We start from the raw sequence: 24,656 nt of genomic DNA on the forward strand, positions 1-24,656 counted from the left end.
GCGCCCCCCAAACCTCCCCGCCATCACGCGACACCGTCGTCCACAAGGCGCTGCGCCAAGGCGCCATAAGCCTCTGCCATCACGCCATCGCCACAGGCCACCGGCACACCGGCATCGCCCGCAAGCCGGGTCTCAAGATCAATCGGCAAGGCCGCCAACAACGGCAGACCAATCCGGGATGCTTCGTCGCGCACACCGCCATGGCCGAAAATATGCGCCTCGTGGCCGCAATCAGGACAATGAAACACCGACATATTCTCAACCAAACCATGGATCGGCGTCTCAAGCGTCTGAAACATGTCGATCGCCTTGCGCGCATCCAAAAGCGCCACGTCCTGCGGTGTGGACACGACAATGGCCCCGTCCGGGCGCGCCCGCTGGCACAGGGTCAGCTGTACATCGCCCGTCCCCGGCGGCAAATCAACGATCAGCACGTCAAGCGTGCCCCATGTGACCTGTGACATCATTTGTTGCAGCGCCCCCATAAGCATGGGGCCGCGCCAGACAACCGCCTTGTCCGGATCAAGCATCAGGCCGATCGACATCAGCTTGACCCCATGCGCGACAAGTGGCGCCATGCTTTGACCATCCACGCTCACCGGGCGCGCGCTCACCCCCATCATACGCGGCAGGCTCGGGCCGTGAATATCGGCGTCCAACACCCCGACGCGCCGCCCCTTGCGGGCCAGCGCCACCGCAAGATTCGAGGCGACGGTGGATTTCCCGACCCCGCCCTTGCCCGAGGCCACCGCAAGAATCGAGGCAACGCCCTCGGGCCTGATCGAGCTGGTGCCGCCCTTGGGATGGCCGCCAACCTTGAGGCTTGGCGCCGCCGGGGCCGCATGCGCGGTCAGCGCCACGCTGGCGTGGCTTACCCCCGGAAGGGACAGCGCCGCACGCTCGGCGGCGGCGCGCAGGGGTTCCATCATCCGCGCCATCTCGGGGTTTGGGGCCTCGATCACGAATCGCACCTCAGAGCCGGTGATGCTCAGCGCGCGCACCATGTCGCGCGAGATCAAGGTGCCACCATCCGGCAATTCAAGCAGCGCAAGCCGGGCTTCTATATCCGCGCGGGTTATCGACATGATCATTCCTTTCGCAACAGCGCCTCAATAGGTGGCAGTTTCTGCTCTAAGCGCAAGGCCTGCTCGAACTGCCTTGAAAATCCAGGAATTGCTTAACGTTAGGTCAGCTTTCCTTATGCATTTGCTGCATAGCAGCATTGCCAAACTCGGGTATTGTGCATCCGCAGCAAAAGCGTATCTTAAACTCAACAAAGGCGAAAAAGAACATCGCCGAACGCGAACAACCCTGAATACGCAAGGAGCCGAAGATGGCAATTGCAGTCGACACACGCCGCGCCACAGCGCACCACCTGAGCGAAGACCTGAGCGTCGCCGTTTATGCTGCAGTGCAGCGCGTCGTAAACTACCGCGCCTACCGTCGCACGATCCGTGAACTGTCAGAGTTGAGCAGCTATGACTTGGCTGATCTTGGCCTGCACCGCAGCGAGATCCGCCGGGTCGCACACGAATCAGTTTACGGCACGCGTCCGTAACACAGAGATCGGATGTCCTTCTCCTCCTCCCTGGGACATCTGAAACGGTCAATGGCTTCTTTCCTCCTCCCTGAGGCCTGAGACCGGACAATTGGGGCAAACTGCCCCCACCGATTGCCAACGACCCTCTCCTCCTCCCTGGGTCGGACGCAGATAGAACGGCGGCGCCTCTCCTCCTCCCTGGCGTCGCCGTTTTTTCGTTTCCTGGACATTTCAATGCAGCAAGCGCGCCCGGCCTCGCCGCGGCCTGTGCAATTGCGCGCCCCGGCAGGCCTGTTCCAGATAGCTGACGAAGGCCTGCGCCGCCGCGCTTTCGGCGGCAATGGCCGCCGGATCGGCAAGCGCCGCACGCGCCACACCAGGCGTTACCGGGCCCGCCACGGACATCGCCCATTCAAGAAAACCCCGGCGTGCGTGATCAAACGCCTGGGCGCCAGTTGAATTGTTTTGCTCCAACCCGTCGAGAATTTGGTTCAGGCACATCTTAAGACTACTCCCCGGCCACCCCCCGGGCCGGATGGGGCAGGGATTGGACCGGGACAGGGCGTGTCGGCACCCGCCCGCACCGCCCCCCGCGGTTTGACGTTGCACCAAGGCTGGTTTCCGGACTTGGGGGATGGACCAGATTATCCGACCCTGCGTTTTGACACCTTCCCAGACCCAATTCCGGCCCAGTGGTCTTTCGTCAAAGCGCCCTCCCTTACCGTTGCGGGGGCAGCGCCGGAGTTGCACCGGCTTCCCAATTCTCCGCCAAAAGCGGCACCAAGGTAATGTGAACCTAACACCTGGTCCAGGCATCGCCATGCGCAAAACCGAAGCGGTCAGGACGAAAACCGTCAGCCTGGCGATTCGACGCAAGTGTGAAGATGAGTATTTATGGAAAGATGAAAGTGGGAATTGCGGGCTTGCCCCGGAAGATTTGCAAATCTACTCTGGGCCGAAGCTAATTTGCAAAGCCGAAGGCGGGACCAACATGGCCACACAGAAACTTTATGCCGGAGCCAAGCTACGCGAGACCCGGCAGCGGCTTGGCCTGACACAAAAGGATTTTGCCGCTAAACTGGGCGTATCCCTGCCTTATCTCAATCAGATGGAGAACAACAACCGCCCCGTAAGCACGACAGTGGTTCTGGCGCTGGCGCAGGAATTTGGTTTTGATGTCACAGAGTTATCGACCGGCGACGCCGAGCGGATGGTGAGCGACATGCGCGAGGCGCTTGCCGACCCGGTGTTTGGCGACGACCCGCCGCCGCTGGCCGATCTACGGCTGACGGCCTCGAATGCGCCGGCCCTGGCACGGGCCTTTCTGGAGTTGCACAGCGCCTATCGCCAGACCCATGAGCGTCTTGCCTCGCTTGATGAGGCCCTGGGGCGCGAGGATGCGCGCAGCCAATCAAGCCCCTGGGATGAGGTGCGCGATTTCTTTCATTACTGCGACAACTATATCGACGCGGTCGATCATGCCGCCGAGCGCTTTGCCACCGGTAGTGGCAGCACCCTGTCGGCCTATGATCTCGCGGTCGAGCGGATGGCGGCGATGGGACTTACCTTGGCGCAGGACGACGTTGGCAAGCTGCGCCATTTTGACCGCAAGGCCGGGGTCTTGTACCTTTCGTCACGCGCCGCGCCCGAAACCCGGCGGTTTCAGCTTTTGTTGCAACTGGCGCTGTTGACCCAGGATGCGCTTTTGGAGGCGACGCTTGATTTTGCGCGGTTTCAGTCCGACGCCGCCCGCGCCATCGCCAAGATCGGCCTTGCCAATTATTTTGCCGGCGCCGCGATGATGCCCTATGGGCCGTTCCTTGCGGCGGCTCAGGAAACCCGGCATGATCTTGAGGTGCTTGCCAACCGCTTTGGGGCCTCGATCGAACAGGTGTGTCACCGCCTTTCAACGCTTCAGCGGCCCGGCGCCAAGGGTATTCCGTTCTTTTTCGTGCGTGTCGATCAGGCTGGTACGATCACCAAGCGGCATTCGGCGACGCGGCTTCAATTCGCCCGCTTTGGCGGCGCCTGTCCGCTCTGGAATGTGCATCGCGCCTTTGAAACGCCGGGGCGCTTTCTGCGACAGCTTGCCGAAACCCCGGACGGCGTGCGCTATATCAGCCTTGCGCGGGACGTGAGCAAGCCGGGCGGCAGTTTCGGCGCGCCGGTGCGCCGCTTTGCCATTGCACTGGGGTGCGAGGTGAAGCATGCCGGCGATCTGGTCTATGCTGATGATCTTGACGTGAGCAACGCCCGCGCGTTCGAGCCGATTGGCATTTCCTGTCGGATTTGCGAGCGTGCCGAGTGTCATCAGCGCTCGGTTCCACCGCTTGAACGGCGCCTACAGGTTAGCCCGGACGAGCGCGGCGTTCTGCCCTATAGCGTGGGTTAACCGACCGAAGCTTGCAGGTCGAAAATCGGCAAGAGGATCGCCAGAACGATCACCAGAACCATGCCGCCCACCACCATCATCAACAGCGGATCCATCAGGGCCGAGACGCGCTTGCGCTCATTCGTGAGCCAGGTTTCGACCAGCACGGCCGAGCGTTCGGTCATCCGCGCAAGGCGCGCCGATTTTTCGCCTGCGTCGATCAGTTGACGGCAAACCGGCGGAATGAGCGACATGCGCGTCAGGCCCTGGCTAAGGCTTTCGCCCGAGCGCACGGCCTCGGCAAGATCAAGCGCCTCATTGCGAAAGCGGCTGATCACAAGCACGTCGCTGGCCGATGTGACGGCATCGACCACGGTCTGACGGCTGGCAATCACAAGCGCCAGCGTGCGCAGATATTGCGCCGCCGCCGAGAGCCGCAGCAGGCGCCCGATCACCGGCAGTTTCAGCGCAAATTCATGCCATGCATCGCGAATACGCGGCACCCGCAGGGCGGCAATGATCCCGAAGATCAAGGCAACAAGGCCAATCGCCAGACCGATCCAATAGGCCTGAATCCAGTCGCTGATTGCCATGATCACCTGTGTCAACTGCGGCAATTCACGCCCCGAAACCTCAAACATCGCGGCAATCTCGGGGGCGACATTGACCATCAATATGCCGCAGACCAGCAGCGATACAGCGGCCACAAAAGCCGGGTAGATCAGTGCCGTCGCAAGCTGTGCCCGGTCGGTGCCGACACTTTCAAGGTAATCAGCGAGCCCCTCGAACACCGCCGCCACATCACCCGAAACCTCGCCTGCGCGCACCGCGGCCACGTAAAACCGCGGGAACCCGGCATTGGTCATTTCTAGCGCAACCGACAATGGCTGGCCATCCAGAAGGGCCGCCTTGGCCTCGGCGGCGGCACCTTCAATCGCGGGCGAGGTGCCCGAGCTGCGCACTGTTTCAAGCGCCACTTCGGCGGAAAGGTCAGAGGATAAAAGCACCGCCATCTGGCGGGTAAAGACCGCGCGCATATCGGCATTCAATCTGGTGCGCCGCCCCCGCGTCCGGGTCAGCCCGCCGCCCTGACGCTTGGCATTGATATGCTCGGCAAATAGCCCCTGCCCGCGCAGAATGTCGGCGGCCTGGGCCTCGCTTTCGGCGACAAGCGTGCCTTTTTTGCGCCGCCCTTCGGCGTTGAACGCAATGTAGCTGAACGCCCTCACAGCGCGTCGCCCACCACGCGCAGCGCCTCGGCAAGGCTGGTTTTACCGGCGGCGACCTGATGGAGCGACTGGCCAAAGAGGGTCTGATCGGGCGCAAGCGCCACGTCTTTCATCTCAAGCTCGGAGGCGCCCTTGTCGATGGCGGCGCGCAGGGCTTCGCTAACCTCAAGGATCTCGAACACCCCGACCCGCCCGGCATAGCCAGTGGTGTTACAGGCCGCGCACCCCACCGGATGATAAAGTTGATCCGGCACCGCAAGCTTGGCGGCGCGAAAATGCCGGGCCTCGTCAGGGGTCGGCGCAGCGGCGCGGCGGCATGTTTTGCAAAGCTGGCGCAACAGGCGTTGCGCGATCACCCCGCGCAGCGTGGCGGCAATCAGAAAATCGTCGAGCCCCAGATCGCGCAACCGCACAACCGCCCCGACCGAGCCATTGGCGTGCAACGAGGAAAACACAAGATGCCCGGTCAAGGACGCCTGCGCGGCAACGCTTGCGGTTTCCTGATCGCGGATTTCGCCGACAAGGATGATATCGGGATCCTGACGCAGAGCGGCGCGCAATCCGGCGGCAAAGGTCATGCCGATCTCGGCGTTGATCTGGCTTTGCGAGATGCCGGGAAGGTCATATTCGATCGGGTCTTCGGCGGTCAGAATGTTGCGGATTTCGTCATTGGCGAGTTGTAGCAAGGAATAAAGCGTCGTGGTTTTGCCCGATCCGGTTGGCCCGGTGGCAAGGATAATACCGTTGGGCCGCCCCGCCATGCGGTCAAGGACGCTTACCTGATCGGCGCGCAGGCCAAGCTGTTCCAATGGCATAAGCCCGGCCGAGCGATCCAGCACCCGCATCACCACCCGCTCACCGTAATTACCCGGCAGGGTCGAGACCCGCACATCAATCGCACGCCCGCCAAGGCGCAGCGCGATATGGCCGTCCTGTGGCAGGCGGGTTTCGGAAATATCGAGGCCCGCCATGACCTTGAGGCGCGAGACAACGCGGCGCACCGGCACGTCCTGTCGATCCAGAACCGATTGCAGCATGCCATCGACGCGCATGCGCGCACGCAGCCCGCCCTCGTTGGGTTCAACATGAAGATCCGACGCCCCGGCCCGCACCGCGCGGCGCAAAAGCTGGTTCACCAGTTGGATCACCGGGGCCTCTTCGCCGTCTTCCAAAAGGTCGCGCGGCCCCCGGCCATTGGCGTTTTCTTCGAGGTCAAAGCTGAACGCGTCCTCGACGTCATCGCCGCCGCTACCGCCCTGATAAAGCGCTGCCAACTGGGCCTCGAAGGCGTCAATGCCAAGGGTTTCGATCTTCAGAGGCATGTCGGCGCGACGCCGCGCCTCGCGCAGCCCAAGCGCGCTTGCTTCCGGTCCCGCCAGCAATCTGTCGCCCTCGACCAGAACCTGTTGATCGCGGGCAAGCGTGAAGGGCAAAAGCGGCGGCGCCATGATTATCTGTCCACGAATTGCAACCGCGACGGCAGCGGCGGAAAGCGTCGGCTCTGCGCGCCCTTGTCAATATAGCCGGCATCAAACGGTTGGTTCAGATTGGCTCCGTCAAACGGAAAACTTGAATCCGGCACTTGCGGATAGGTGCCATCATCGGGCGGCGCAATCGCTGCGCTGGCGCGCTTGGCCTCGCGGGCAAGACGGCGCGTCAGCTCGCGCGCCTCGGCATCGGTGCTCAGAATGCGCGGCCGCATCATCACTAGCAGAACCCGTTGATTTTGCGAGGTGCTGCGCCCCTTGAACAGACGCCCAAGCAGCGGCAGTTCACTAAGCCCCGGCACCCGCTGATTGACTGATCCGTTGCCGTCTTCCATCAAGCCGCCAAGCATGATCACATGCCCGTCGCGCACCAGAACATTGGTCGTCAATTCCCGTTTCGATGTGATCTCGCCGCCTGCCGCCGAGGCAGAGCTGGTCAGGTTCGACACCTCTTGATTGATCGCCAGACGCACGGTTTTATCGCGGGTGATCTGGGGCGTCACTTTGAGGGTCAGGCCAACATCCTGACGCTCGATGGTCTGGAACGGCTGGGTTGGCACGGCACTGTCGCCGACGGTGGAAAAGCTGCCGGTGACGAAGGGCACGTTCTGCGCCACGACGATTTCGGCCTCGCGGTTGTTCAGGGTCAGGATCGAGGGCGTCGACAAGAGCTTGGTCGAGCTTTTGCTGGCAAGCGCCGCAAGAAAGCCGCCAAAGCCGCCTTTGTCAAACGCCGCGATCGTGCCGCCGGTGCCGCCCCCCGTCGGATTGCCCCCCGCAAGAACGGTGCCCACAAGGTTGGTCAGCGTCGGGCGCCCGGCAAGGGCGAATTCCACCCCGCCAACCGTGGCATCCTCGATCACGCCGCCGAATTGAAACGACAGGTCGGAAAAGCTATCGACCGACAGCTCGAAAATCACCGCTTCGATCAGAACCTGATCGGGCCGCTGATCAAGGCCGCGAACGGCGCTGACGATGGCATTCACCCGGTCCGACGGCGCGGTGATGATAAGCGCATTTTGCTGTGGTTCGGCGACGATGGTGATCGCGCTATTGCCACTGACGGCGCCCTCGGCAGAGGTCGCCTGCGCGCCGAAACTCTGACGGACCACATCGGCAAGATCGCTCGCATCGGCATAATTCAGGCGCACCACCTCGGTTGCGATGCTGCGCTGTGGTCTATCAAGCTGAGTGACAATATTGCGGATGCGGTCGCGAAATTCGGGCGTGCCCGAAACGATAAGCGCATTTGAGCGGCGATCAGCCGACAGGCTTGACCCGGCGGGCGTGATCGCCAGCGTCGTGATCACGCCAAGCATATCCGCCGCATTGCCATTGCGCAGCGGTATGGTTTCAATCGCATTGCGGCTTGGGGTGTCCAGACGATCCACCAGCTGCACGATGCGCTGAAAGTTCTCGCGTCGGTCAGACAGGATCATGAGCCCCGCATCCGGCACCGTCGACAGCACCGCCTCGGCCGGCAAAAGCGGGCGCACCACCTCGGCAAGATCGGCAACCGGGCTGTTGCGCACCACGATCACGCGGGTTTCATAATCCCCGCCAAGCCCTGCGCGCTCCTGTCCGGGGGCCAATTCACGCGCCACATCAATCGGCACGATCCGGTCCGCCTGTTCGCCTTCGACGATGGTCAGGCGGTTAAGCTCCAGAACATTAAGAAAAATCTCGTAGATCGCCGAGGAGGAAACCTGGTTTGGCGCGACCACCGTCACGCTGCCTTGCACCCGATCGTCGAGGATGAAGTTGCGGCCCGTGGACTGTGCCACAATCTGTACGAAATCACGCAAACTTGCGTCGCGCAAATCCAATGAAACCTGGGCGGTCGCAGGAAACACCTGTACCAGCCACAAAAACGCCCCGAGGGCGAAAACCCTAAAAAATCGCATCGCTATGCATTACGAACATCATGAATAGATACCGCCTGCCCGTTAATAGTGCCTCAGAAATCCAACCGCCGTTTATCGCCGGTTTTTTTTTGCTATTATCAACACATACTACCCGATTTCATATAGCGTTTCTATTGTTAAACCGCATCTGGCACACTTATGACTCACCTATAGGTTTTTTAGCGCCAACCCCGGTTTTTCCTTGGCCCGGCTTTGCCACGACGTGATAGGAAGTGAGTATTGAGATTTCCAGGAGGGCGCATGCGCTTTCGTTTTCACACCAGCCCTTTGATTTTGCTGCCGGTTATGATGGCCGTCGCGGCCTGCGAACCGAGCGCGATCAGTGAGGGCAATAATTTTCAGCGCAAATACAGCACGGCGCGCAAGGCGCTTGAGGCGGGCAATTATGACACCGCGATCAACAGCTATGCCTTGCTGATCCCTCAATCGGGCCCGCTTGAGCCGCGTTTGCGGCTTGAATACGCCCATGCCCTGCTGCGCGCCGGGCGTTATGACGAGGCGGCCCAGGTTGCCGACGCCCTCGCCAGCAGCCGCAAGGGCAGCGACCGTGCCGCGGCCCTCGCGGTCAGCGGCGCCGCGCAACACGAAAGCGCCCTCGCCGACATCAACGCGGGCACGGCCGGCCCGGCCACCGTGGCCAAGCTGCGCGCTGCGGATGCCGCGCTAAAGGAAATGATGGCGCTTGACGCTGATCTTGATCCGCTCGGCGCCATGGCCTCGCGGCGCAAGGATATCAAACTGGAACTCCAACAGCTTGGCGCGCGCGGCTGACGCAGGCCAAGTATTCTACAAAAGCGGCCACTCCAGCGATAGATCAAGGTCGCGGCGTACGATCCAGGATGTGCCGACCCTGCGCGCCACCCGATCCAGCGCCTTCTGCCATTCAATCGGCATCCCGCCTGCATCCTCGATCCGCAAATCAAGCACCGCAACCGGCGCGCCAAAGCGCCCCTCAAGCGTGCCGCTGGCTACAACCACGTCCCCCTCAAGGCTGAAGGGCGCGCGCCAGCCGCCGCCCTGATCCGACAGCACCGTCATCTCGCCGGTGCCAATGTCCTGGCCGTTTATCCGCGCCCCGGTCCAGCGTATGTCAGCGCCAAACGCCCTCAGGCTGCGCTCGGGCAGGGCCAGATCGGCGTGCAGGCCCGCAACCTCCAACAGGCCGTCCAGGGTCACGCCCCGCACAAGGCCGGGCCAATCCCCAAGCAAAACCTCGGCGCGCCCGTCGCGAAGCTCGGCCCGGTCCCGCGCCAGAGGCAGGTCAAGCTCGGCCCGCCCCGAAAGGCCCGGTGCCATCGCGCTCAGATCCCAGATCGCGCCGAATGCCCTGAGGCGCGCGAACCGCCAGCTTAAATCGGTCTCGACCGGAAAGCCCAAGGGGCGTATGCCGCGCGCGCGGCCCTGCCAGAGGGTTGCACCATTGTCGATGGGCGCAGCCCAGCCCGGCACCATCTGCGGCGCAAATGCGCGTAAATGCCCGACGCGCCCCTCGCTCAGCACCACAAGCAACAGGCCGCACAGAACCCCGCTCAGAATCAAAAGAAAACGGGTCATTGAGCGATCACCAGACGCAAATCGGCCGCGACCACATCTTCGCGCTCGCCCCTCTCAAAGGTAAACCCGGTAAGATCGTAGCCCCAGTTTGCCTCTTGCCCGGTCAACCATTCGGCCAACCTGGTAAAGCGCACAGCGTCAAACCGCATGGTAATGCCACCGTCGGCGGCATTGGCCAATTCGCTGGCCTCTTGGCGCAATCCAGCCTCGACAAGGCTGGCCTCGATCCCGCTGATGCCGATCGGCGGGCCGGCATTATCCGCCTCGCCCGCATGACGCAGCGCCGCGGTCTCCGAGGCATAAAGCAGCGATTGATCCGCCACCCAAAGCTCTGTTGCGCGGGCCTCGGCGACCGCGCGCTGTGCCTCATGGCGCGCATCCGCCAGCGGCAAAGCCACGCCATAGACCAACCCCAAAGGCAGCGCCATAAGCGCCAGGATTGCCACCAGCACCCGTTCGCGCCCGCTCAGGCCTAGCAAGGCGCCGATGAGTGCATCCATCAAACCCGTCATCGTCGGCCCCCGTTCTGCGTGACCGCCATCGCCAGCACCGCCTCGATGCCAGCCCCCTCGCGGGTCACCGATTGGGCGACGCGCGGCTCGACCCCGGTGGTGCGCAGGGCCCCCACAAGCGCGTCAAGCGCCGCAAAATCCGCCAGTTGCAGATCAATCACCAGACCCGCGCCGGGCTGATAGCTGACCCGTGTGATGGTGCCCTCATGATCGGCCAGAACAGCGCCCGAACGACGCAGCACATCCAGCGGGCGCGCCTCGCCGTCGCCGTCGCTGCGCGCGGTTCGGGCACGCTCAAGGCGTTGTGTCACTTGGGTTCGAATGTCCAGGATCGGCCCCGTCGGGATCATCACATCGCGCAGGATACGTTCGGCATTCTGGCGATAGGCGAGCGATTGATCGCGCAGATCGCGGGTCTCCATCACCGTGGCCGCGACCCAGCCGACCAGCCCCAGAAACGCCAGCCCAACCGGAAGCCGCAACCGGCGCAGGGTTCGGCGCATCTCGGCGCGCTCGGCCCCCGGATCGCGCGCCAGATCGAGCGCAAGCTCGCCATGTCCAAAGACCTGCGGCTCGGCCACGCCATGCGCCGCCAGTTCTGATGTCGTGCCACAGGTGGTGAGGTTTTGAGCAGCAAGATAAGCATCAATCTCCGGCAAAACAGCGCCACGTCGCAACACCGCGCGGGGCGGCGACGCCTCGGCCGACGTCTTGAGCAGAAGAAGCGCAAGATCGGTCTCACCGGCAAAGCCGTCCTCCGTCCCGAGGCGGGCAAGCACATGATCCCCGCGGGCCTCTATAACCCAGAGATCGGGGGCGGCGGGCAAGGCAAGGTAGTCGGGCAGAACCGCGCGACACAGCGCCCCCGCCGGGGCCACCGCACGTGCCCAATCCTGGCGCTCTGCAACATCGGTAACAAGCACCCGGCTCCAGCCATCGCGCGTTCCCGCAAGGCGCGCCGGGCGCAGATCAAGACCCGCATCCGAGCCGCCATAAGCATCGCGCAATTGCCGCTTTGCCACCCGCTCGCGGGCCTGCCCCTTAACGGCCTCGGGCAGATCAAGCCGCACCAAAGGCGCCGCCGTCCCCGGCACAAGCGCCACGAAGGGATGCGCCGGCAATCCGCCACCAACGGCAAGATCATGGGTTTTCACCGGCGTCGCAGTGCCGCCTTTTTTACGTTTCAAAACAAGGGTCATAACGGATCCGCCCGGCGATTTTTAATATCTGTTGCACCCGTCAGCGTAGATCGTTCCACGGTTACGATACGGCTAAGAATACGCCCATCGAGCGCGAGGTCAAACCGTACCTGAAACCAGCGGCTCGTGACACCAAGGCCACCGTTCGGGGCCTGTGATTGCTCGATCACGCGTGGATGAAGCAGGGTTTCGGCGCGCTGCCTGAAATCCCCGGCATTGGCGAAAGGCACCCGGCCACGATCCGCAACAAGCCGCTCGACTCCGGCGGGGTTGGCGGTTGGCAAAACCGCCCCCAAAACCGCAGCCGGAGTGGTATTCACGTTCAGCGAGGAGCCAACCGGCAGGGCCGACACGAACGGCAAGAGCCGGGCGTAATCCTCGGAGGTCATGCCGCGCACAAGGCGCAATTCCTCGATTCCGGCAATCGGCCCGCCCGGCGGACGCAGCGGGATGTCGCGCGCGCTGTATTCCTCAACCAGAACCGGGCCGCGCGCCTGCACGAAACCGGCCACTTCGCGCGCCAGGGCCACCGGAAGACCAAGCCCGCGCAGCAACCTCTCGAAGGCCTGCACCGCCGCAAGATCGCCGGGGTCGCTCAGGGCGTTGACGTTGAAAAGCCCCTGAAGATCGGTAATCTGCCCCGCCAGCTGCGCGCGGTCAATATCGGCGCCGAACCTCTCAAGCGCCCAGCCTTCGAGCAGGTGATCAAGGTTCTGGTCCGCCTCCCAATCGGCACGCAACACCGGATCAATCAGCAGTTCCGCCGCGTCCAGATGCAGCATCGCCTGTTCACTGATCTGTACATGCTCGACCCGGCTGCGGCTGGTTTCCGCCCGCAGCATCAGCCCCGCCGCCACGGCAGAAATCGCCGCCACCATGATCAGCGCATTCAACAGGGCTATGCCGCGATCCTGTGTCATTGATAGCTCACCATCACCCGCAAAGGCCCGTAAACATCCGAGTCAAACTGGATGTCCACCGCATCCGGCAAATCCGGGCGCGACAAGGGGCCGGGCACGCCCCAGCCCGCGACCCAACCCTCTTCGGGGCTGGCATAGGCGCTGACGCGAAAGCTTGCGATATTGTCAAAGATCTCCATTTCCGGCGCAAGTGCGGCCTCCGAGGCGGGGCGCAAAACCGGCCAGACCTGTCGGATAAGCTGCTCGTCCTCACGATCATACCGCCAGATCACCCGCGACCGTCCCGCCGCCTGGTCATCGGGCAAAACCGGCTGACCGGAGGTGGAAAAGGCAAGAATGCCCTCATCCGCACTCTGATCCAGAAAGGCGGGCTCTGACTCGATGCTTTCAGGGGGCCAGAACGCGAGCGCGGCGGCGGATTTCAGATCACTGCGCAACAAGGTAAGCCCGCGCGACAGCGCCGCCGCCTTTTCGTCGGCGTCGGTGATCCGGTCGCGCGCCCGCATCATCCCGCCAAGCGCCTGAAGGCCCATCACCGCGACCATGGCAAAAATCGACAGCACCGCCACGAGTTCGAGCAGGGTCAGCCCCCGATCCTGTGCCGCGCGGGATGGGGGGGGCACCGTCATTGCACCACCTCGCTGCGCGCGATCACCACGACGCGGCCGCCCGGTTGATCCGCGGTGCGCGCGGTGATCGTCGCCTCGGTAAAGCCGGCGCGGGTGGTTTTTTCGCTCACCTCAACCTGCCAAGTATAGGGGCCATAGGCGACGCGATCGCTCAGGCTTCGCGCGCCAACCGCCCCCAAAAGCCGAAGCTCTTCGGCCCTGTTCAAGGCCACTTGCATGGCCATGACGCGGGCCGCCTCGCCGCCCAGAACGCGACCGGCCTGATCGGCGCTGCGCAGGGCGGCAATCGTGCCGATGGACAGAACAAAGACCGCGATCACCAGTTCAAGCAGGGTCACGCCGCGGGTGCCGTCAAACGAGGCGGTATCGGGGGGCGGGCGCGTCATATGCCCTCGCATGTCAGCCCGGAAAATCCGTTCGATACGCAGCGCGTGAGGGTGTCATTGCCGATAAAGCTGACCTCAAAGCGGGTCACCTGACCATCAGGCAGGAACACCAGATCGGGCGCGGGCTTGCGGTCAAGCTCTTTCGGGAAAATCGGACCATTCGCGCCTTCAAAACGCACTTCGCCGCGAAATTTCTGAGCCCGGCCATTGGGTTGCCATCCATCGTCTTCCGCCCCCGGAAGGGCCGGCAAGAGCACCTGCCAGCCGTCAGGCAACAGCGCGACACCGCGCGCGGAATGGCCCAGAATGGCCGCATCCCGCAGCCGGTCATAGGCCGCATCAAAGCGCAAGACATCGCTGTCACCGCTGTTGCGTTGTGTCACGGAAAACGTCGCCGTGACCGATAAAACGGCAATCACCGCGACAACGATCACCATCTCCAGAAGGGTAAAACCATGCTCGGATGCTGGTCCTATTCGCTCCATGAGCCGATATCCGCATCAACGCCATCCCCGCCCGCGACACCATCCGCGCCAAGGGTGAAGATATCAAATTCACCGTGAATGCCCGGTTGCAGATACTGATAGGGATTGCCCCAGGGATCCTGCGGCAGGCGGTCGATATAGCCGTTGGACGCGTAATTCTGCGGCACCGGCGCGATTGTGGGAGGCTCTCTCAGGGCAAGCAGGCCCTGTTCGGTGCTGGGATAGCGGAAATTGTCGAGTTTATAGAGCTTGATTGCCCCGCTCAGCACCGCCAGATCCGATTGCACCCGCGCCACGCGCGCCTGATCGGGCCGGTCAATGATGCGCGGCATCACCACGAGCGCGAGAATCGACATGATGACCACCACGACCATCAGTTCCAGCAAAGAGAAACCGGCCTCGCCATCGGGTCTGGCAGGGTTGGGAACCGGCTCTGACGTATTGATTTTCATGGTAAAATCGGTCCGTAAATAATATAGACTAGAAGCTAAATCATAGACCAACGAGGCGCCTTGTACAATCATCGCCTTGCTCTCGCGCACGTTTTTCAAGCAACGGATTGCCCATGCCCGCCACCGCCCCCCTCGCGTTTTTTCTGATCCTGTGTGGCGCGGCGGTCGGATCGTTCCTGGCCGCCTGGGCAGATCGTCTTCCACGCGGCGAAAGCGTGGTGGCCGACCCCTCGCGATGCCGCGACTGCGAGATCAGGATTTCCTGGCGTGACAAGATGCCGGTCCTGTCCTGGCTTTTATTGGGGGGCAAATGCCGGTCCTGCGGCGCCGCGATCCCGAAACGCCTGTTTTACGCCGAGATTTCGGGGGCAGCCTTGGCGATCTTGGCAATCTGGGTGGCACAATCGCCGTTGCACATGGTGCTGGGGGCGGTTTTTCTCTGGGTCATTCTGGGCCTGGTGATGTGTGATTTGGCCGCTTTTCGGCTGCCCAATGCTCTCACCGGGCTTTTGTTTGTCATCGGTTTGGCTCTGGCCTCGCAAGACCCGTTTCGTGGCCTGATTGACGGGCTGATCGGTGCGGCATTCGGGGGCGGGGCGTTCTTATTTATTCGTACTTTTTATCAATGGGTTCGCGGCCGCGAAGGGTTGGGATTGGGGGATGTCAAACTGATGGGTGGTATTGGCGCCGCACTGGGCGCAACCGCCCTGCCAATGGTGGCGTTGATTGCCGCGATGACGGCAATGATCGTCGCGATCCTGTCCGGCTGGCGCAAGGGCGAGCGCCCCGGATCGACTGCGGAAATTCCCTTTGGCGCCTATCTCGCCGGGGCGGCAGGCCTTTGGTTCTTGATCGGATAAATCGTTGAAATTATCGGTGCAAAAAGCATGGGCGGCAGGTTTCCCCACCGCCCACTACGTACCAAAAGGGCCCATTACTCAAAACCCTAGGGTACGATCCAATCACTGACGACGCGGTAGCCAACCCGCTCTTCCGGTGCCAGTTCCGCGATGAACGCTCCTTTTGAGGCGAATCTTTGCCCCGGCCCAAGGCCCAATTCGGGATGGGTGCCGGGGTTCAGTTCATTTTCCGCTTCATGTTCAATGATTTCAAGCACATAATCGCGATAGAAGTCATTGATTGCATGCATGAGACCAAATTCGATCAGCGTCAGCGCATAGTAAGTTTGCAACTGGATACGCGGGTGGGTGACCGCCAACCTGCGCGTGTGCATCCAGCCGCGTATACGATATTTCCGCGGATGATACGAGCCCGGTTTATCATAGGGCCAGATCAATTTGGTGCGTGCGATCATGTCACTTGGGAAAGCGTCATTGGCAAAATCCTTGCTGGAGGATGGCAAGGTGATTAGCGTCGCTTTCGGGTCGACCTCGACGAGAACCCTGACCGCCTCGGCGGCATCCTCGGGCCAGATCACAAGCGAATCGGCCTCCGCATGACGCTCCAGAGCCGCCCTGAGCCCCTCGGCACCAACATATTCGACGGTTTCAACCTCGGTTCCCTCAAGCACCATTTTCATGGTCTCTTCAAAGGCTTCCGCAGGACGCATGCCTTGCGGGCCCGCGCCATGCAGCTGAACAATACGGGCGGGCGGAACGGCCTGATCGCCAAAATGAATCGCCAGCGCCTCGGCCTCAAGCGCGATCCCGCGATTGAAAAACACCGAGTAACCATAGCGCCCCTCGCCCGGGCTCGGCAATTCGGTATTGGGCAGAATACAGGGCAATCGCGTATCGTCACAGAACTTGCCGATCTCGTCCCATGGCCCTTTGACCAAACCGCTTAATGCCGCAAACACCGGTTGTTCGGCATATTTGGCCTCAAGCTGCTCGCGCCATGTTTCGGGCGCGCCTTCAAGCTGCCAGACATGCAGGTTCCAAACGCGATAGGCGCTGACAAAATTCGAGCGATAGTTTGGCGAAAAGGTCGGTTTCTTGGTGTCACCTTCGGTGTCGATATTCATGTAGGTAAAGAACACATTCATCGTGTCGAGCATCGCCTGCGCCTCGGCGGGGTCGGCATCCGGGCCGATAATCGTGGCAAAGTGAATGTTGCTTTCGTCGACGCCGGGATCAATCTCGCCCGACAGGCCCTTGAGGAAAGCGGTGAGATTGGCCACATCGGCCGAAGATATCTCGTAGCGCGGCATGATTGGGTCAAATTCATAGCCGCCGGCATCCACACCATCGTGCAGCGCGCGCGCCAGAAGCTTCTCATCATAAGCAGGGCGCATACGCGGTTGGCGCACCCGGGCCCAGAACTTGGGCGGCTGCACCTCCTGATAGAGATCCTTGAAGATCCGGTTGCGATCCATGTGTTTCTTGTCGAACAGGATGCGCCCCATGATCGGCGGCACATAGTTGCCCCCCTCAGAGGTGCCAAAGCCACTTGGGCGGTGACAGTTCACACATGAAAACTGTGTGCCGGAAATCTTGACATCGCCCTGGGTCACACCGGTGATCGGCTTGCCATCGGCACCGATCCCTTCCCAGTAAAGACGGCGACCAAGCTCGGCATCGCCCGCCTGCCCGGCCCCGGCCAAAACCGGCGTCACGGCCAGCACAAGCGCCAGACCGATACCACGCAGCATCTTGCGCATTGATTTTCCTGACATCAATTCATTTCGGGGCGAAGCATGGCGACATATTCGTCCGCCAACTCTTCAGAGGTCAACAGCCCCTCAAGCCGAAGCCAGGGCGCATCCCCGGACTTGCGCAGGAAGGTGAGCGGACGATGATACATCTTGTTTTCGCCTTTATAGACGGCATCAAAATCGCGCACGACGGTAAAGATATCGTCAAACTGACCGGTCAAAAACACCCAATTGTCATGCGCATCATGCAATTTTGCATAGTCGCGCAAGCGGCGGGGCGTGTCATATTCCGGGTCAATCGAGATCGACACCATCAGGTAATCGGGATCAATGGCCAGAAGATCTTGCTGGGTCTGGCCAAAGGTGGCGCTCATCACGGGACAGATCGTGGCGCAACTGGTGAAAATGAAATTCAAGAGCACAGGCCCGTCATATTTCATCAACTCGGCAAAGTTGACCTTGCGGGCCTGCGAGTCGCGCAGGATGACATCGGACATGGGGTAATCGTTCAGCGTACGTTTGTACTGGTAACCGTCGCGCATACCATTCTGGCTGTCATTTGCGGCCTGGCTGCTATTCGCGGCATCCATCCCAAGATGAAGCGGCATACGATGATCTGCTGTGCCATGATCCGCGCCGTGATCGGTTCCGTGCCCATGCATTGCGTTGGTATTGTCATGAGTATGGGCATGATCCTGCCCGTGTCCCGAAGTGTGGCCTGAATGGTCGCTACCGGCAATGGCAGGCGCGGAAAATCCTACAAGTGCCAAACCAAGGGCACAGGCCGGAACAGCACTCAGAGCAGCTCTGATACGTTGCATTTCAAGTCTCCGTCGAGAAAGTAATGTCTCAAAAAGGTGGGCATCGGCGACCAAAGCCGCCGATGCCCCTTTTTATGGTCTCTTAGTGAACCGACCACACGGCCGTGTCGTGGTGCAGAGCATCGAACTGATACATCCGCAGACGACGTGATGGCTCATAGGAGAATATAACATTCAGAGAATGCTCACCAACGCCGTCCGTGTTGACGTAGTCGGACATCGTGTCCGGCGTGCCGCCCATCGCCGAATAGAGCGCGTCTGTCCAGTGATGGTTGCCCTTCTTGAAACCAACCAACTGATCCATCGCACTGGTCAGAGGTGTCGGCGTAACCTGTTCCGGACGTACCGCATTCGGGATTGGGATTGCACCCCGACCAGCGACATGGATCCAGAAGGCGTTCCGGCCAAAGGTAAACAGCGGACCGGCACCACCAACAGGCAGGGTGTTGTGGAAGGTGTTTTCCCAACCACGTAGACCGCCGAAGTCAACCAGAACATAGGCATGACGGAAGTAGTCGCCATTCAGGAGCTGAATTTTGACTTCGTCACCGCGTTTGTCCCAGACATCCCGACCTGACATACTAACCTGAGCGATGCCATCATGGTCTCTAAGTTGCCCATAAATGGTGTTGTTCAGGAATAGAACAGTCATGTCATACCCTTCACCCATCTCATAGCCAGTGGGAAGTTGGGTACGATTGCTCCAGTCATAGAAGGCTTCGCGAATCTGCGCCAATTGCGCCTGAACGGCCGAACCGTTGAGACCACGGAAGTAGCGGCCCGGACGGCGGTTGGTCGTCATGTTCCCAAGTTCGCGGAACATCCGCCACATCCGCTTGGCCGGTGCCGTGTCGCCGATCATTTCGATCGCCGCCAGCTTGCTGGCTTCGCTTTCGCGTGGGTTTTCGCCAAAGACAGCGATCTCGGCAAAGTTACGAGGCATCGGACCATTCGGGGTCGCAAGTACCGCACGAACGTTTTCAACTACCTGAACCCGTGGCGGGTGAATACGCCAGCCCCAGTGGTAGGTAAGGTTCCAGAAGCGTGCCGGCGGCATCTTCATGTTGAGGGTGTACATCAGGCCCTCTTCCATCGGGAAGAATGTCTGATCCAGACCGACGTTCGGGATACGCGGAACAGCAAGCCCCGCTTGAGTCAGGTCAGGCCCGCCAACATCCGAAAGGTCGAGTTCCAACGGATCATCATAAACCATCATGTACGGCGCGAAATCTTCGTGCCCACGGTTCAGGATTTTGACGTTGTACTTGATATACCACTCGTCGTCGTCATCAACCGCAATCGGGTCGATATAGGCGGTGTCAGATTCGATATGGGTATCGTACCAGATCTGGTTGACGGTCACCGAGCGGGTTACCGGATCAACTGCCTTTTCCTTCAGACCACCAAGATAGTGCAGCAATGGGAAACCCTCGTATGCCCGATCAGCATAACGGCCCTGAAGTTCATTGCCCTCGATGATGTTCACGGCGTGACGCGCCAGACGGCGCAGGTCACCTTGGGAAACACGGCGCGGATACCTATAGCAGTGCTGACGGCCACGGAAGTTCCGGCACACCTTGCGAGGTTTCGAAAGCACATGAATCCGGTCCATGATAAAATCGAGATCATCGGTCGGTGAGGTTTTGTCGATTTCGGTGACCACCGGATCATCATGCAGATTGTACGGATTGTCCGGCGTTGACGGCAACGTATTGATAATTTCGTTGCCGCGGCACGATTTGATGTTTTCGTATACCGTCGGGATCAGGTTGGACGGGTTGGTCGAATAGCTGTCCCCGTTTGGATAGTCCGGATTTTCCGGAAAAACCGCCACACCGCTCGCGGTCGTGAGTTCGGTTATTGTCGGTGCAACAAGCTCCACACCATTCTCGTCCCTTACGGCGTTGTCCCGACGGGACTCGAAGGGAACGCGCGGTTGCTGTCCTGAACTGAACATATCAATACAGAACTGGTTGATCCCCGACAGGTTACCTGCCGCAGGCGGCACGGTTAGGAGAGAGTCGTCCTGCGCCGAAGCGGGGGCCCCTCCGAGAGTGGCTGCGACTGGCAAAGCCACCACCGCCGCCCATCTGAAAGATTTGAGAAACATTTTCATAGTCTCCGTTTTAATACTGAGCTGGAACCCCGGTAACCCGGGGCCAGTGACTTAGACTTCGCGATTGTGGTTGCGCGGGTCGGTTCGGTCAAAGACACGCGGCCCCGCTCGGCGGAGCTTTTCGCCCGGCTGAAGCGCAGGTTGCGGCATGACCCAAGTCACCCGTTCGGCAGCATCGTCAGGGCGGATGTCATAGGGGAAGGTGCCCCACAGACCCGCCTTGCCGTTGCCGTAAAAAACCACATCAACCTTGCGCTTGCCGGGCAGTGTCGCATGGCTCATGCGATACATACGGAAGGCCAGATCGGCACAGTGTTGCGGCGTTCCCGTCAGAAAATGCCAACCTTTGGGCGCGTTCAATTCGCGCGCGTAGGCTGCCATCCGGCTGGGCGTGTCATGTTTGGGATCGCGGGTGATCGAATAGACGAACACGTCCCGCCCGACCTTGTCGCCCAGCTCGTGCACGACCTTCGCAATGCTGCGGGTGATCGGCAGCTGCTGCTCGTCCCGGAGGCTCATGAAGTGCATCATCACGACCTTGTTCTCGATGAATCCCTCGTAAAAGGACATCCCGAGACCGTCCTGGTTGACCATCATCACGTTGGGGAACGAATCCCTCACGTTCTGGTCGATGACTCCGCCGCTATCGATGGGGTTACACAGAATCGGCGTGTCATTGGGGCCTATCCCTGTGGCTGCGTTTCGCAGCCGGGCACGGGCCTCTGCAGCCGCGGCTGCCGCACGTTCCGACGACGAACCCGCTGTGGTAGTAAATCCCACCGCTGCGGCAACCGGAAGTCCGGTCAAAAATTGACGTCTGTTAGTCATGTCTTTTCCTCTCGTCTTTCAGAGAATTCCTGTACGGCGGGCTTAGTCACCCTCACCCTGCTCAACGATGTCCCAACGGATCATCATGGCATGGTCTTCGTGGACAACGTTGTGACAGTGCATCACGTGCTTCCCGAAGAAGTCGCGCCAGCGGCTGTAGAACGTAACTTCGTCTCCAGGTCCAAGCGAGACCACGTCCTTGCGGGCACGCTCTACCGCGCTCGGCGGACGACCGTTGACCTCAAGAATCTGGAACTCTTCGAAGTGGGTATGGACAGGATGGGCCCAAGTGTTACCTTCGTTGCGGAATGTCCAGATTTCGGCAGACCCCTGCTCGATTTTGGCATCCACGCGGTTGGGATCCATCAGGCGACCGTTCACCGTCCACAGACCGTTGTCATAGTCAAAGACAAACAGACGCTTGCGGCGGACTTCCGACATGCGGATTTTGGGAAGCTTGCGCATCTTGGCAGGAATTTTCGACGGATCAGCAACGTCACCCGCTTTGCAGCGGAATTGCATCACCGGCATCATGTTATCCTCGTCAAGCGTATAGCCGGTCGGGCCTGCGCCATCCGCACGGATTTCCATGTTGTTCCAGACTTCGACCTTGTCGCCATCGCCATACTTCGAGAAGTCGACGATCACGTCAAAGCGGTTTGCAACCCATAGCTCGAACGACGGTTCGACCAGAGGAGCCTCAAGCATGTTACCGTCATTCGACAGGATAACCCAGTCGTCATAATAGGGCTCGCCGCCATCGGCGGGTATGACCTTGAGAAGCATCGTGTAAAGACGCGACGGACCGCCGTTCAGGAAACGGAAGCGGTATTTGCGGCGATCCACATCCAGATAGGGCTGGATGATGCGGTTCACGGTGATCTTGTCGCCAACCATACCCTGCGTGGTATATTGCAGGCGGTTGGGTCCGAAATCATCCAGAGCACCCTGGAAGTTACCCACATCTTCGAGCTCGTCCTTGGGTTCCGGATTGGGCGGATCATTGTCATCGGGGTGGAAGAAATCCCAGATCACCTGACCGTTCGGCTGGAACTGCACGTCATGCAGGATCAGCGGAATGTCGTAATCGCCCGACGGCAGATTGAAGGCCCGCGGGTTCGGATCGTTTTCATTGTTTGAATCACGCTCATCAAACAGCAGGTAGAACCCCGAGAAGCCCGCGTAAACGTTGGTCGCGGTGAAATCCAAGCGGTGATCGTGATACCACAGCGTGTTCATGATCTCGGTGTTATCAAACCGCCACCCATCGGGCGAACCCGCAGGGAAGTTGGCATAATGGTGATCCCAGAATTCGCCGGGGTTGAAGAAATCCTGCGGAATACCGTCAGATTCAGACGCGGTATGGCCGTTGTGAAGGTGGATCGTCGGCGAGGGCAGCGCGAAGGTCACATTGCCAGTGCCAACAGGGGGCAGAAGGTTGTTGCGACGCAGAAAGACCGCTTCGCCATAGTTCGACTTATAGGTTTCACCCGGCGTGATGCCGTTAAAGCCCCAGTGCCAGGAGCCAACGTCCGGGTTACCGTCACGACCAACAACACCCTCGGTGCCATCGCCATACGGGGGCTGCCAGTGATATTTCCAGCGGAATTCCGTCATCACCTCTTCGTAGTGATTGACCGGCGGGAAATCGTCGAACCGCTGATGGCGGTCAGGCTCGATCGGCGGATCGTATGATGAAGGGTCAATCGGCTGCGCCGTTGGCATAATGTTGAGCGGCGCTGTAAACGGCTCTACATCGGGGCTTGGCGAGGTGACGATGCTCGGTTGAAAATTGTCAGGGAATACCAGACCGTCTTGAGCCAAATTTGGGTCGCCTAGATCCGGCCATTGCTTGATCTCGGCCCCGGCCTGCGATGCTACAGCCGTAGCGCCCGCAACACCCAGGCCAAGCTTCAATGCTTCTCTTCGTTTCATGCTTAGTCCTCCAGCAGAAAAAGCTCGCGAATATTACTTGTGTCACACGCCAGACATGACGCGATCGCCCTCGCGCCAAATATGCCGCGAGTAAGAAAGGCCAGTGACCCCGCTTGCAGAGCGGCTATTACGCCGCCTTATTTTAAGGTTCGAGCCGAGGCTCGAGAGGTGAGATTACAGGCCGGTAGAGTGAGTAATGTGTGGCCCGCGCAGATCAGTAACCTGCGAATTTTGGTTCAATAGCTTTAGAGCAAATGCTCCTTTATTCCGCGCACAAAGGCCGCACGGGTTCGCCGTCAGTTGAAATGACAAAGCGCGTCGAAATGACACTATTGTCAGGGACATGACAGCATAAAACCGCTCACCCGACAACGGTAACATTTGCGTGATAAGCCCATCAAAACGCTTTGAGCGCTTCCTTTGAAGCGCTCACTTTACACAACCTATTGTTAAGTATTGGTTTATTTGGACTACATACAGATCATGGACAATCCGAAAAAAACCTAACATCAGGTTATATGGAAGCTGGAAATCACTTTTCCAGAGGCACGGTGAGAAAAGTTATAAACCTTTCCTGAATGTATGCAACCGTAGGAGGTATTGACATACCAATCACAATCCAGAGGCTTTACCTTCACGTAAAACGCGAATCTCTGTCCGGCGCACTCGCCAACACTAGCCGCGCCCCGTGATCTTGACTGTAATCGTGCGACGCTGACCCTTGCGCAGAATATCAACCGCAAATTCATCGCTGCTGCGCAAAATCTGTGCGGCATTGGCAAGATTTTCAGGATCTGAAACTGAATACCCATTCACCCGGAGCACCATATCGCCGCGCTGCAACCCGATAAGATCATAGACCTGGCCTTCACGCACCCAGAGGATTTCGGGGAACTTTTCGCCCTGCCCACCATTGGCGGCCACCATGCGAATACTGCCCGCGCGCCCAAGCACGCGACGCATGTCACGCCCTGAAAGCGCAGCTATGGGCAGATCGACATTGTCGCTCTCGACCGAGCCATTGGACATCATGCGGGCCATCAATTCGTTCGCGGTTTCCTCGAACCGGATCAGAACACGCTTGTCGTCGCGCTCGATCCAGACGCCGTTGGCCTCGATCTCGATCACCTGCTCACCACCGATAAGCCGATCCCCGGCGCGCACAAGCACATCGCCATCCGAGGCGGTCATGATCGCCCAGGCGTCCTTACCCCCGGCGACAAGTCCGACAAGGCGGTATTTCTCGGCCTTCGCGGGGGGGGCTGGGGCGCGGGGAAGATCGGGCACATAGGCATCAAATACCGGCGGCCATTCTGTCGGCAGAGCCTCAGGGGTGGCGGCCTCGACGGCGGCAAGCGCCGCTCCGATCTGGACCGGAGGCGCCCCTTGCGTGTCCTTTGACGCCAGCACAAGCGCAAGCTGTCCACCACCATAGCCAAAAGCGACGGCGGCGGCGAAGGTCAGCAATCCAAGCCCGCGCATCGGATCAGATCCGGCCAGCAATGCCGCGATCGGCGCGGTCGGGATACGAAGGCATCATCAGCACGTTTGGTGGTCCCTTTTGACGAATGGGGCGGGGATCATGTAAAATCACTTGCGATAGTGGCTGGAATAATACCCCGGCGCGCCCGGCGCGACAACAGGCGATGACCG

At 60.4% G+C, this 24,656-nt stretch carries 23 protein-coding genes and 1 riboswitch; of the genes, 4 read left to right on the top strand and 19 right to left on the bottom strand.

Going from position 1 to position 24,656, the window contains the following annotated elements:
- Positions 1-23 precede the first annotated feature (23 nt).
- Positions 24-1,085, bottom strand: a complete 1,062-nt coding sequence (locus tag BMZ91_RS12350) for an Mrp/NBP35 family ATP-binding protein (RefSeq protein WP_092839421.1) — start codon at positions 1,083-1,085, stop codon at positions 24-26.
- Positions 1,086-1,333: 248 nt separating this feature from the next.
- Between BMZ91_RS12350 and BMZ91_RS12355 the strand changes: the two genes are divergently transcribed.
- Positions 1,334-1,558 (top strand): DUF1127 domain-containing protein, encoded by a 225-nt coding sequence (locus BMZ91_RS12355; RefSeq protein ID WP_092839231.1) that lies wholly within the window; start codon positions 1,334-1,336, stop codon positions 1,556-1,558.
- Positions 1,559-1,771: 213 nt separating this feature from the next.
- Here the strand turns inward: BMZ91_RS12355 and BMZ91_RS12360 are convergent, their stop codons facing one another.
- The gene (locus BMZ91_RS12360; RefSeq protein ID WP_092839234.1) at positions 1,772-2,041 is read right to left on the bottom strand and encodes a hypothetical protein; all 270 of its coding nucleotides are present in this window, start codon (positions 2,039-2,041) and stop codon (positions 1,772-1,774) included.
- Positions 2,042-2,135: 94 nt separating this feature from the next.
- Positions 2,136-2,340, bottom strand: a riboswitch (cobalamin riboswitch).
- 191 nt (positions 2,341-2,531) lie between these two features.
- On the opposite strand from BMZ91_RS12360, the gene BMZ91_RS12365 reads away from it, so the two are divergent.
- Entirely contained in the window at positions 2,532-3,932 is a 1,401-nt protein-coding gene (locus tag BMZ91_RS12365) for a helix-turn-helix domain-containing protein (RefSeq protein WP_092839424.1), read from the top strand.
- On the opposite strand, the gene BMZ91_RS12370 is transcribed toward BMZ91_RS12365, so the two are convergent.
- Genes BMZ91_RS12370 through gspD form a run of 3 tightly spaced genes read right to left on the bottom strand, consistent with a single transcriptional unit; the run spans position 3,929 to position 8,531 of the window.
- Positions 3,929-5,140 carry a type II secretion system F family protein gene (locus BMZ91_RS12370; protein ID WP_092839237.1) on the bottom strand — a complete coding sequence of 404 codons (1,212 nt, stop codon included), beginning with the start codon at positions 5,138-5,140 and terminating at the stop codon, positions 3,929-3,931. The genes BMZ91_RS12365 and BMZ91_RS12370 overlap by 4 nt on opposite strands.
- On the bottom strand, positions 5,137-6,588 hold the full coding sequence (locus BMZ91_RS12375) for a GspE/PulE family protein (RefSeq protein WP_092839240.1): 1,452 nt from the start codon (positions 6,586-6,588) through the stop codon (positions 5,137-5,139). The genes BMZ91_RS12370 and BMZ91_RS12375 overlap by 4 nt, the downstream gene beginning before the upstream one ends.
- A gap of 2 nt (positions 6,589-6,590) precedes the next feature.
- Positions 6,591-8,531 (bottom strand): type II secretion system secretin GspD, encoded by a 1,941-nt coding sequence (gspD, locus tag BMZ91_RS12380; protein WP_092839243.1) that lies wholly within the window; start codon positions 8,529-8,531, stop codon positions 6,591-6,593.
- Positions 8,532-8,792: 261 nt separating this feature from the next.
- On the opposite strand from gspD, the gene BMZ91_RS12385 reads away from it, so the two are divergent.
- Positions 8,793-9,323 (top strand): tetratricopeptide repeat protein, encoded by a 531-nt coding sequence (locus BMZ91_RS12385; protein ID WP_092839246.1) that lies wholly within the window; start codon positions 8,793-8,795, stop codon positions 9,321-9,323.
- 15 nt (positions 9,324-9,338) lie between these two features.
- On the opposite strand, the gene BMZ91_RS12390 is transcribed toward BMZ91_RS12385, so the two are convergent.
- From BMZ91_RS12390 to gspG, 8 genes are read right to left on the bottom strand one after another with little or no spacing between them, the layout of a single operon-like run.
- The gene (locus BMZ91_RS12390) at positions 9,339-10,106 is read right to left on the bottom strand and encodes a hypothetical protein (protein WP_092839249.1); all 768 of its coding nucleotides are present in this window, start codon (positions 10,104-10,106) and stop codon (positions 9,339-9,341) included.
- Positions 10,103-10,618 carry a type II secretion system protein GspM gene (gspM, locus tag BMZ91_RS12395; protein WP_092839252.1) on the bottom strand — a complete coding sequence of 172 codons (516 nt, stop codon included), beginning with the start codon at positions 10,616-10,618 and terminating at the stop codon, positions 10,103-10,105. The genes BMZ91_RS12390 and gspM overlap by 4 nt, the downstream gene beginning before the upstream one ends.
- The gene (gene gspL / locus BMZ91_RS12400) at positions 10,615-11,817 is read right to left on the bottom strand and encodes a type II secretion system protein GspL (protein ID WP_092839255.1); all 1,203 of its coding nucleotides are present in this window, start codon (positions 11,815-11,817) and stop codon (positions 10,615-10,617) included. The genes gspM and gspL overlap by 4 nt, the downstream gene beginning before the upstream one ends.
- Positions 11,814-12,737 (bottom strand): type II secretion system minor pseudopilin GspK, encoded by a 924-nt coding sequence (gspK, locus tag BMZ91_RS12405; protein ID WP_092839258.1) that lies wholly within the window; start codon positions 12,735-12,737, stop codon positions 11,814-11,816. The genes gspL and gspK overlap by 4 nt, the downstream gene beginning before the upstream one ends.
- Entirely contained in the window at positions 12,734-13,366 is a 633-nt protein-coding gene (locus BMZ91_RS12410; protein WP_092839261.1) for a type II secretion system protein GspJ, read from the bottom strand. Before BMZ91_RS12410 ends, gspK begins: the two co-directional genes overlap by 4 nt.
- Positions 13,363-13,752 (bottom strand): type IV pilus modification PilV family protein, encoded by a 390-nt coding sequence (locus BMZ91_RS12415; RefSeq protein ID WP_092839264.1) that lies wholly within the window; start codon positions 13,750-13,752, stop codon positions 13,363-13,365. Before BMZ91_RS12415 ends, BMZ91_RS12410 begins: the two co-directional genes overlap by 4 nt.
- Positions 13,749-14,237, bottom strand: coding sequence for a prepilin-type N-terminal cleavage/methylation domain-containing protein (locus BMZ91_RS12420; protein WP_092839267.1), 489 nt, complete (start codon positions 14,235-14,237; stop codon positions 13,749-13,751). Before BMZ91_RS12420 ends, BMZ91_RS12415 begins: the two co-directional genes overlap by 4 nt.
- Positions 14,225-14,689, bottom strand: a complete 465-nt coding sequence (gene gspG, locus BMZ91_RS12425; RefSeq protein WP_092839270.1) for a type II secretion system major pseudopilin GspG — start codon at positions 14,687-14,689, stop codon at positions 14,225-14,227. Before gspG ends, BMZ91_RS12420 begins: the two co-directional genes overlap by 13 nt.
- A gap of 113 nt (positions 14,690-14,802) precedes the next feature.
- Here gspG and BMZ91_RS12430 point away from each other — a divergent pair, with 113 nt between their 5' ends.
- Positions 14,803-15,549, top strand: coding sequence for a prepilin peptidase (locus BMZ91_RS12430; protein ID WP_092839273.1), 747 nt, complete (start codon positions 14,803-14,805; stop codon positions 15,547-15,549).
- 86 nt (positions 15,550-15,635) lie between these two features.
- Here BMZ91_RS12430 and BMZ91_RS12435 read toward each other — a convergent pair whose 3' ends face one another.
- From BMZ91_RS12435 to BMZ91_RS12460, 6 genes are all read right to left on the bottom strand, one after another.
- Positions 15,636-17,309: an amino acid ABC transporter substrate-binding protein gene (locus BMZ91_RS12435; RefSeq protein ID WP_143076344.1), complete on the bottom strand. Its 1,674-nt coding sequence runs from the start codon at positions 17,307-17,309 to the stop codon at positions 15,636-15,638.
- Positions 17,310-17,323: 14 nt separating this feature from the next.
- Positions 17,324-18,124 (bottom strand): SCO family protein, encoded by an 801-nt coding sequence (locus tag BMZ91_RS21970; protein ID WP_092839279.1) that lies wholly within the window; start codon positions 18,122-18,124, stop codon positions 17,324-17,326.
- 82 nt (positions 18,125-18,206) lie between these two features.
- On the bottom strand, positions 18,207-20,240 hold the full coding sequence (locus tag BMZ91_RS12445) for a hypothetical protein (RefSeq protein WP_143076345.1): 2,034 nt from the start codon (positions 20,238-20,240) through the stop codon (positions 18,207-18,209).
- Positions 20,241-20,291: 51 nt separating this feature from the next.
- Positions 20,292-21,068 carry an SCO family protein gene (locus BMZ91_RS12450; protein WP_143076346.1) on the bottom strand — a complete coding sequence of 259 codons (777 nt, stop codon included), beginning with the start codon at positions 21,066-21,068 and terminating at the stop codon, positions 20,292-20,294.
- A 42-nt stretch (positions 21,069-21,110) separates the two neighbouring features.
- A complete protein-coding gene (locus BMZ91_RS12455) occupies positions 21,111-23,003 on the bottom strand; it encodes a multicopper oxidase family protein (protein WP_245736354.1) in 1,893 nt (630 codons plus the stop codon).
- Positions 23,004-23,678: 675 nt separating this feature from the next.
- Positions 23,679-24,485: a hypothetical protein gene (locus BMZ91_RS12460; RefSeq protein WP_092839288.1), complete on the bottom strand. Its 807-nt coding sequence runs from the start codon at positions 24,483-24,485 to the stop codon at positions 23,679-23,681.
- Positions 24,486-24,656 lie beyond the last annotated feature (171 nt).

It is taken from the genome of Roseovarius lutimaris (assembly GCF_900115165.1).
GTDB classification, from domain to species: domain Bacteria; phylum Pseudomonadota; class Alphaproteobacteria; order Rhodobacterales; family Rhodobacteraceae; genus Roseovarius; species Roseovarius lutimaris.

Bases quoted from the DNA above. Each gene is read 5' to 3' on its own strand.
- BMZ91_RS12385 (WP_092839246.1), top strand. From the start codon at position 8,793: ATGCGCTTTCGTTTTCACACCAGCCCTTTGATTTTGCTGCCGGTTATG.
- BMZ91_RS12365 (WP_092839424.1), top strand. From the start codon at position 2,532: ATGGCCACACAGAAACTTTATGCCGGAGCCAAGCTACGCGAGACCCGG.
- BMZ91_RS12415 (WP_092839264.1), bottom strand. From the start codon at position 13,752: ATGACGCGCCCGCCCCCCGATACCGCCTCGTTTGACGGCACCCGCGGC.
- BMZ91_RS12420 (WP_092839267.1), bottom strand. From the start codon at position 14,237: ATGGAGCGAATAGGACCAGCATCCGAGCATGGTTTTACCCTTCTGGAG.
- BMZ91_RS12355 (WP_092839231.1), top strand. From the start codon at position 1,334: ATGGCAATTGCAGTCGACACACGCCGCGCCACAGCGCACCACCTGAGC.
- BMZ91_RS12445 (WP_143076345.1), bottom strand. From the start codon at position 20,240: ATGAAAATGTTTCTCAAATCTTTCAGATGGGCGGCGGTGGTGGCTTTG.
- BMZ91_RS21970 (WP_092839279.1), bottom strand. From the start codon at position 18,124: ATGCAACGTATCAGAGCTGCTCTGAGTGCTGTTCCGGCCTGTGCCCTT.
- gspG (WP_092839270.1), bottom strand. From the start codon at position 14,689: ATGAAAATCAATACGTCAGAGCCGGTTCCCAACCCTGCCAGACCCGAT.
- BMZ91_RS12455 (WP_245736354.1), bottom strand. From the start codon at position 23,003: ATGAAACGAAGAGAAGCATTGAAGCTTGGCCTGGGTGTTGCGGGCGCT.
- BMZ91_RS12430 (WP_092839273.1), top strand. From the start codon at position 14,803: ATGCCCGCCACCGCCCCCCTCGCGTTTTTTCTGATCCTGTGTGGCGCG.
- BMZ91_RS12410 (WP_092839261.1), bottom strand. From the start codon at position 13,366: ATGACGGTGCCCCCCCCATCCCGCGCGGCACAGGATCGGGGGCTGACC.
- BMZ91_RS12435 (WP_143076344.1), bottom strand. From the start codon at position 17,309: ATGCGCAAGATGCTGCGTGGTATCGGTCTGGCGCTTGTGCTGGCCGTG.
- BMZ91_RS12450 (WP_143076346.1), bottom strand. From the start codon at position 21,068: ATGACTAACAGACGTCAATTTTTGACCGGACTTCCGGTTGCCGCAGCG.
- BMZ91_RS12390 (WP_092839249.1), bottom strand. From the start codon at position 10,106: ATGACCCGTTTTCTTTTGATTCTGAGCGGGGTTCTGTGCGGCCTGTTG.
- gspL (WP_092839255.1), bottom strand. From the start codon at position 11,817: ATGACCCTTGTTTTGAAACGTAAAAAAGGCGGCACTGCGACGCCGGTG.
- gspK (WP_092839258.1), bottom strand. From the start codon at position 12,737: ATGACACAGGATCGCGGCATAGCCCTGTTGAATGCGCTGATCATGGTG.
- BMZ91_RS12360 (WP_092839234.1), bottom strand. From the start codon at position 2,041: ATGTGCCTGAACCAAATTCTCGACGGGTTGGAGCAAAACAATTCAACT.
- gspM (WP_092839252.1), bottom strand. From the start codon at position 10,618: ATGACGGGTTTGATGGATGCACTCATCGGCGCCTTGCTAGGCCTGAGC.
- BMZ91_RS12460 (WP_092839288.1), bottom strand. From the start codon at position 24,485: ATGCGCGGGCTTGGATTGCTGACCTTCGCCGCCGCCGTCGCTTTTGGC.
- gspD (WP_092839243.1), bottom strand. From the start codon at position 8,531: ATGCGATTTTTTAGGGTTTTCGCCCTCGGGGCGTTTTTGTGGCTGGTA.
- BMZ91_RS12375 (WP_092839240.1), bottom strand. From the start codon at position 6,588: ATGGCGCCGCCGCTTTTGCCCTTCACGCTTGCCCGCGATCAACAGGTT.
- BMZ91_RS12350 (WP_092839421.1), bottom strand. From the start codon at position 1,085: ATGTCGATAACCCGCGCGGATATAGAAGCCCGGCTTGCGCTGCTTGAA.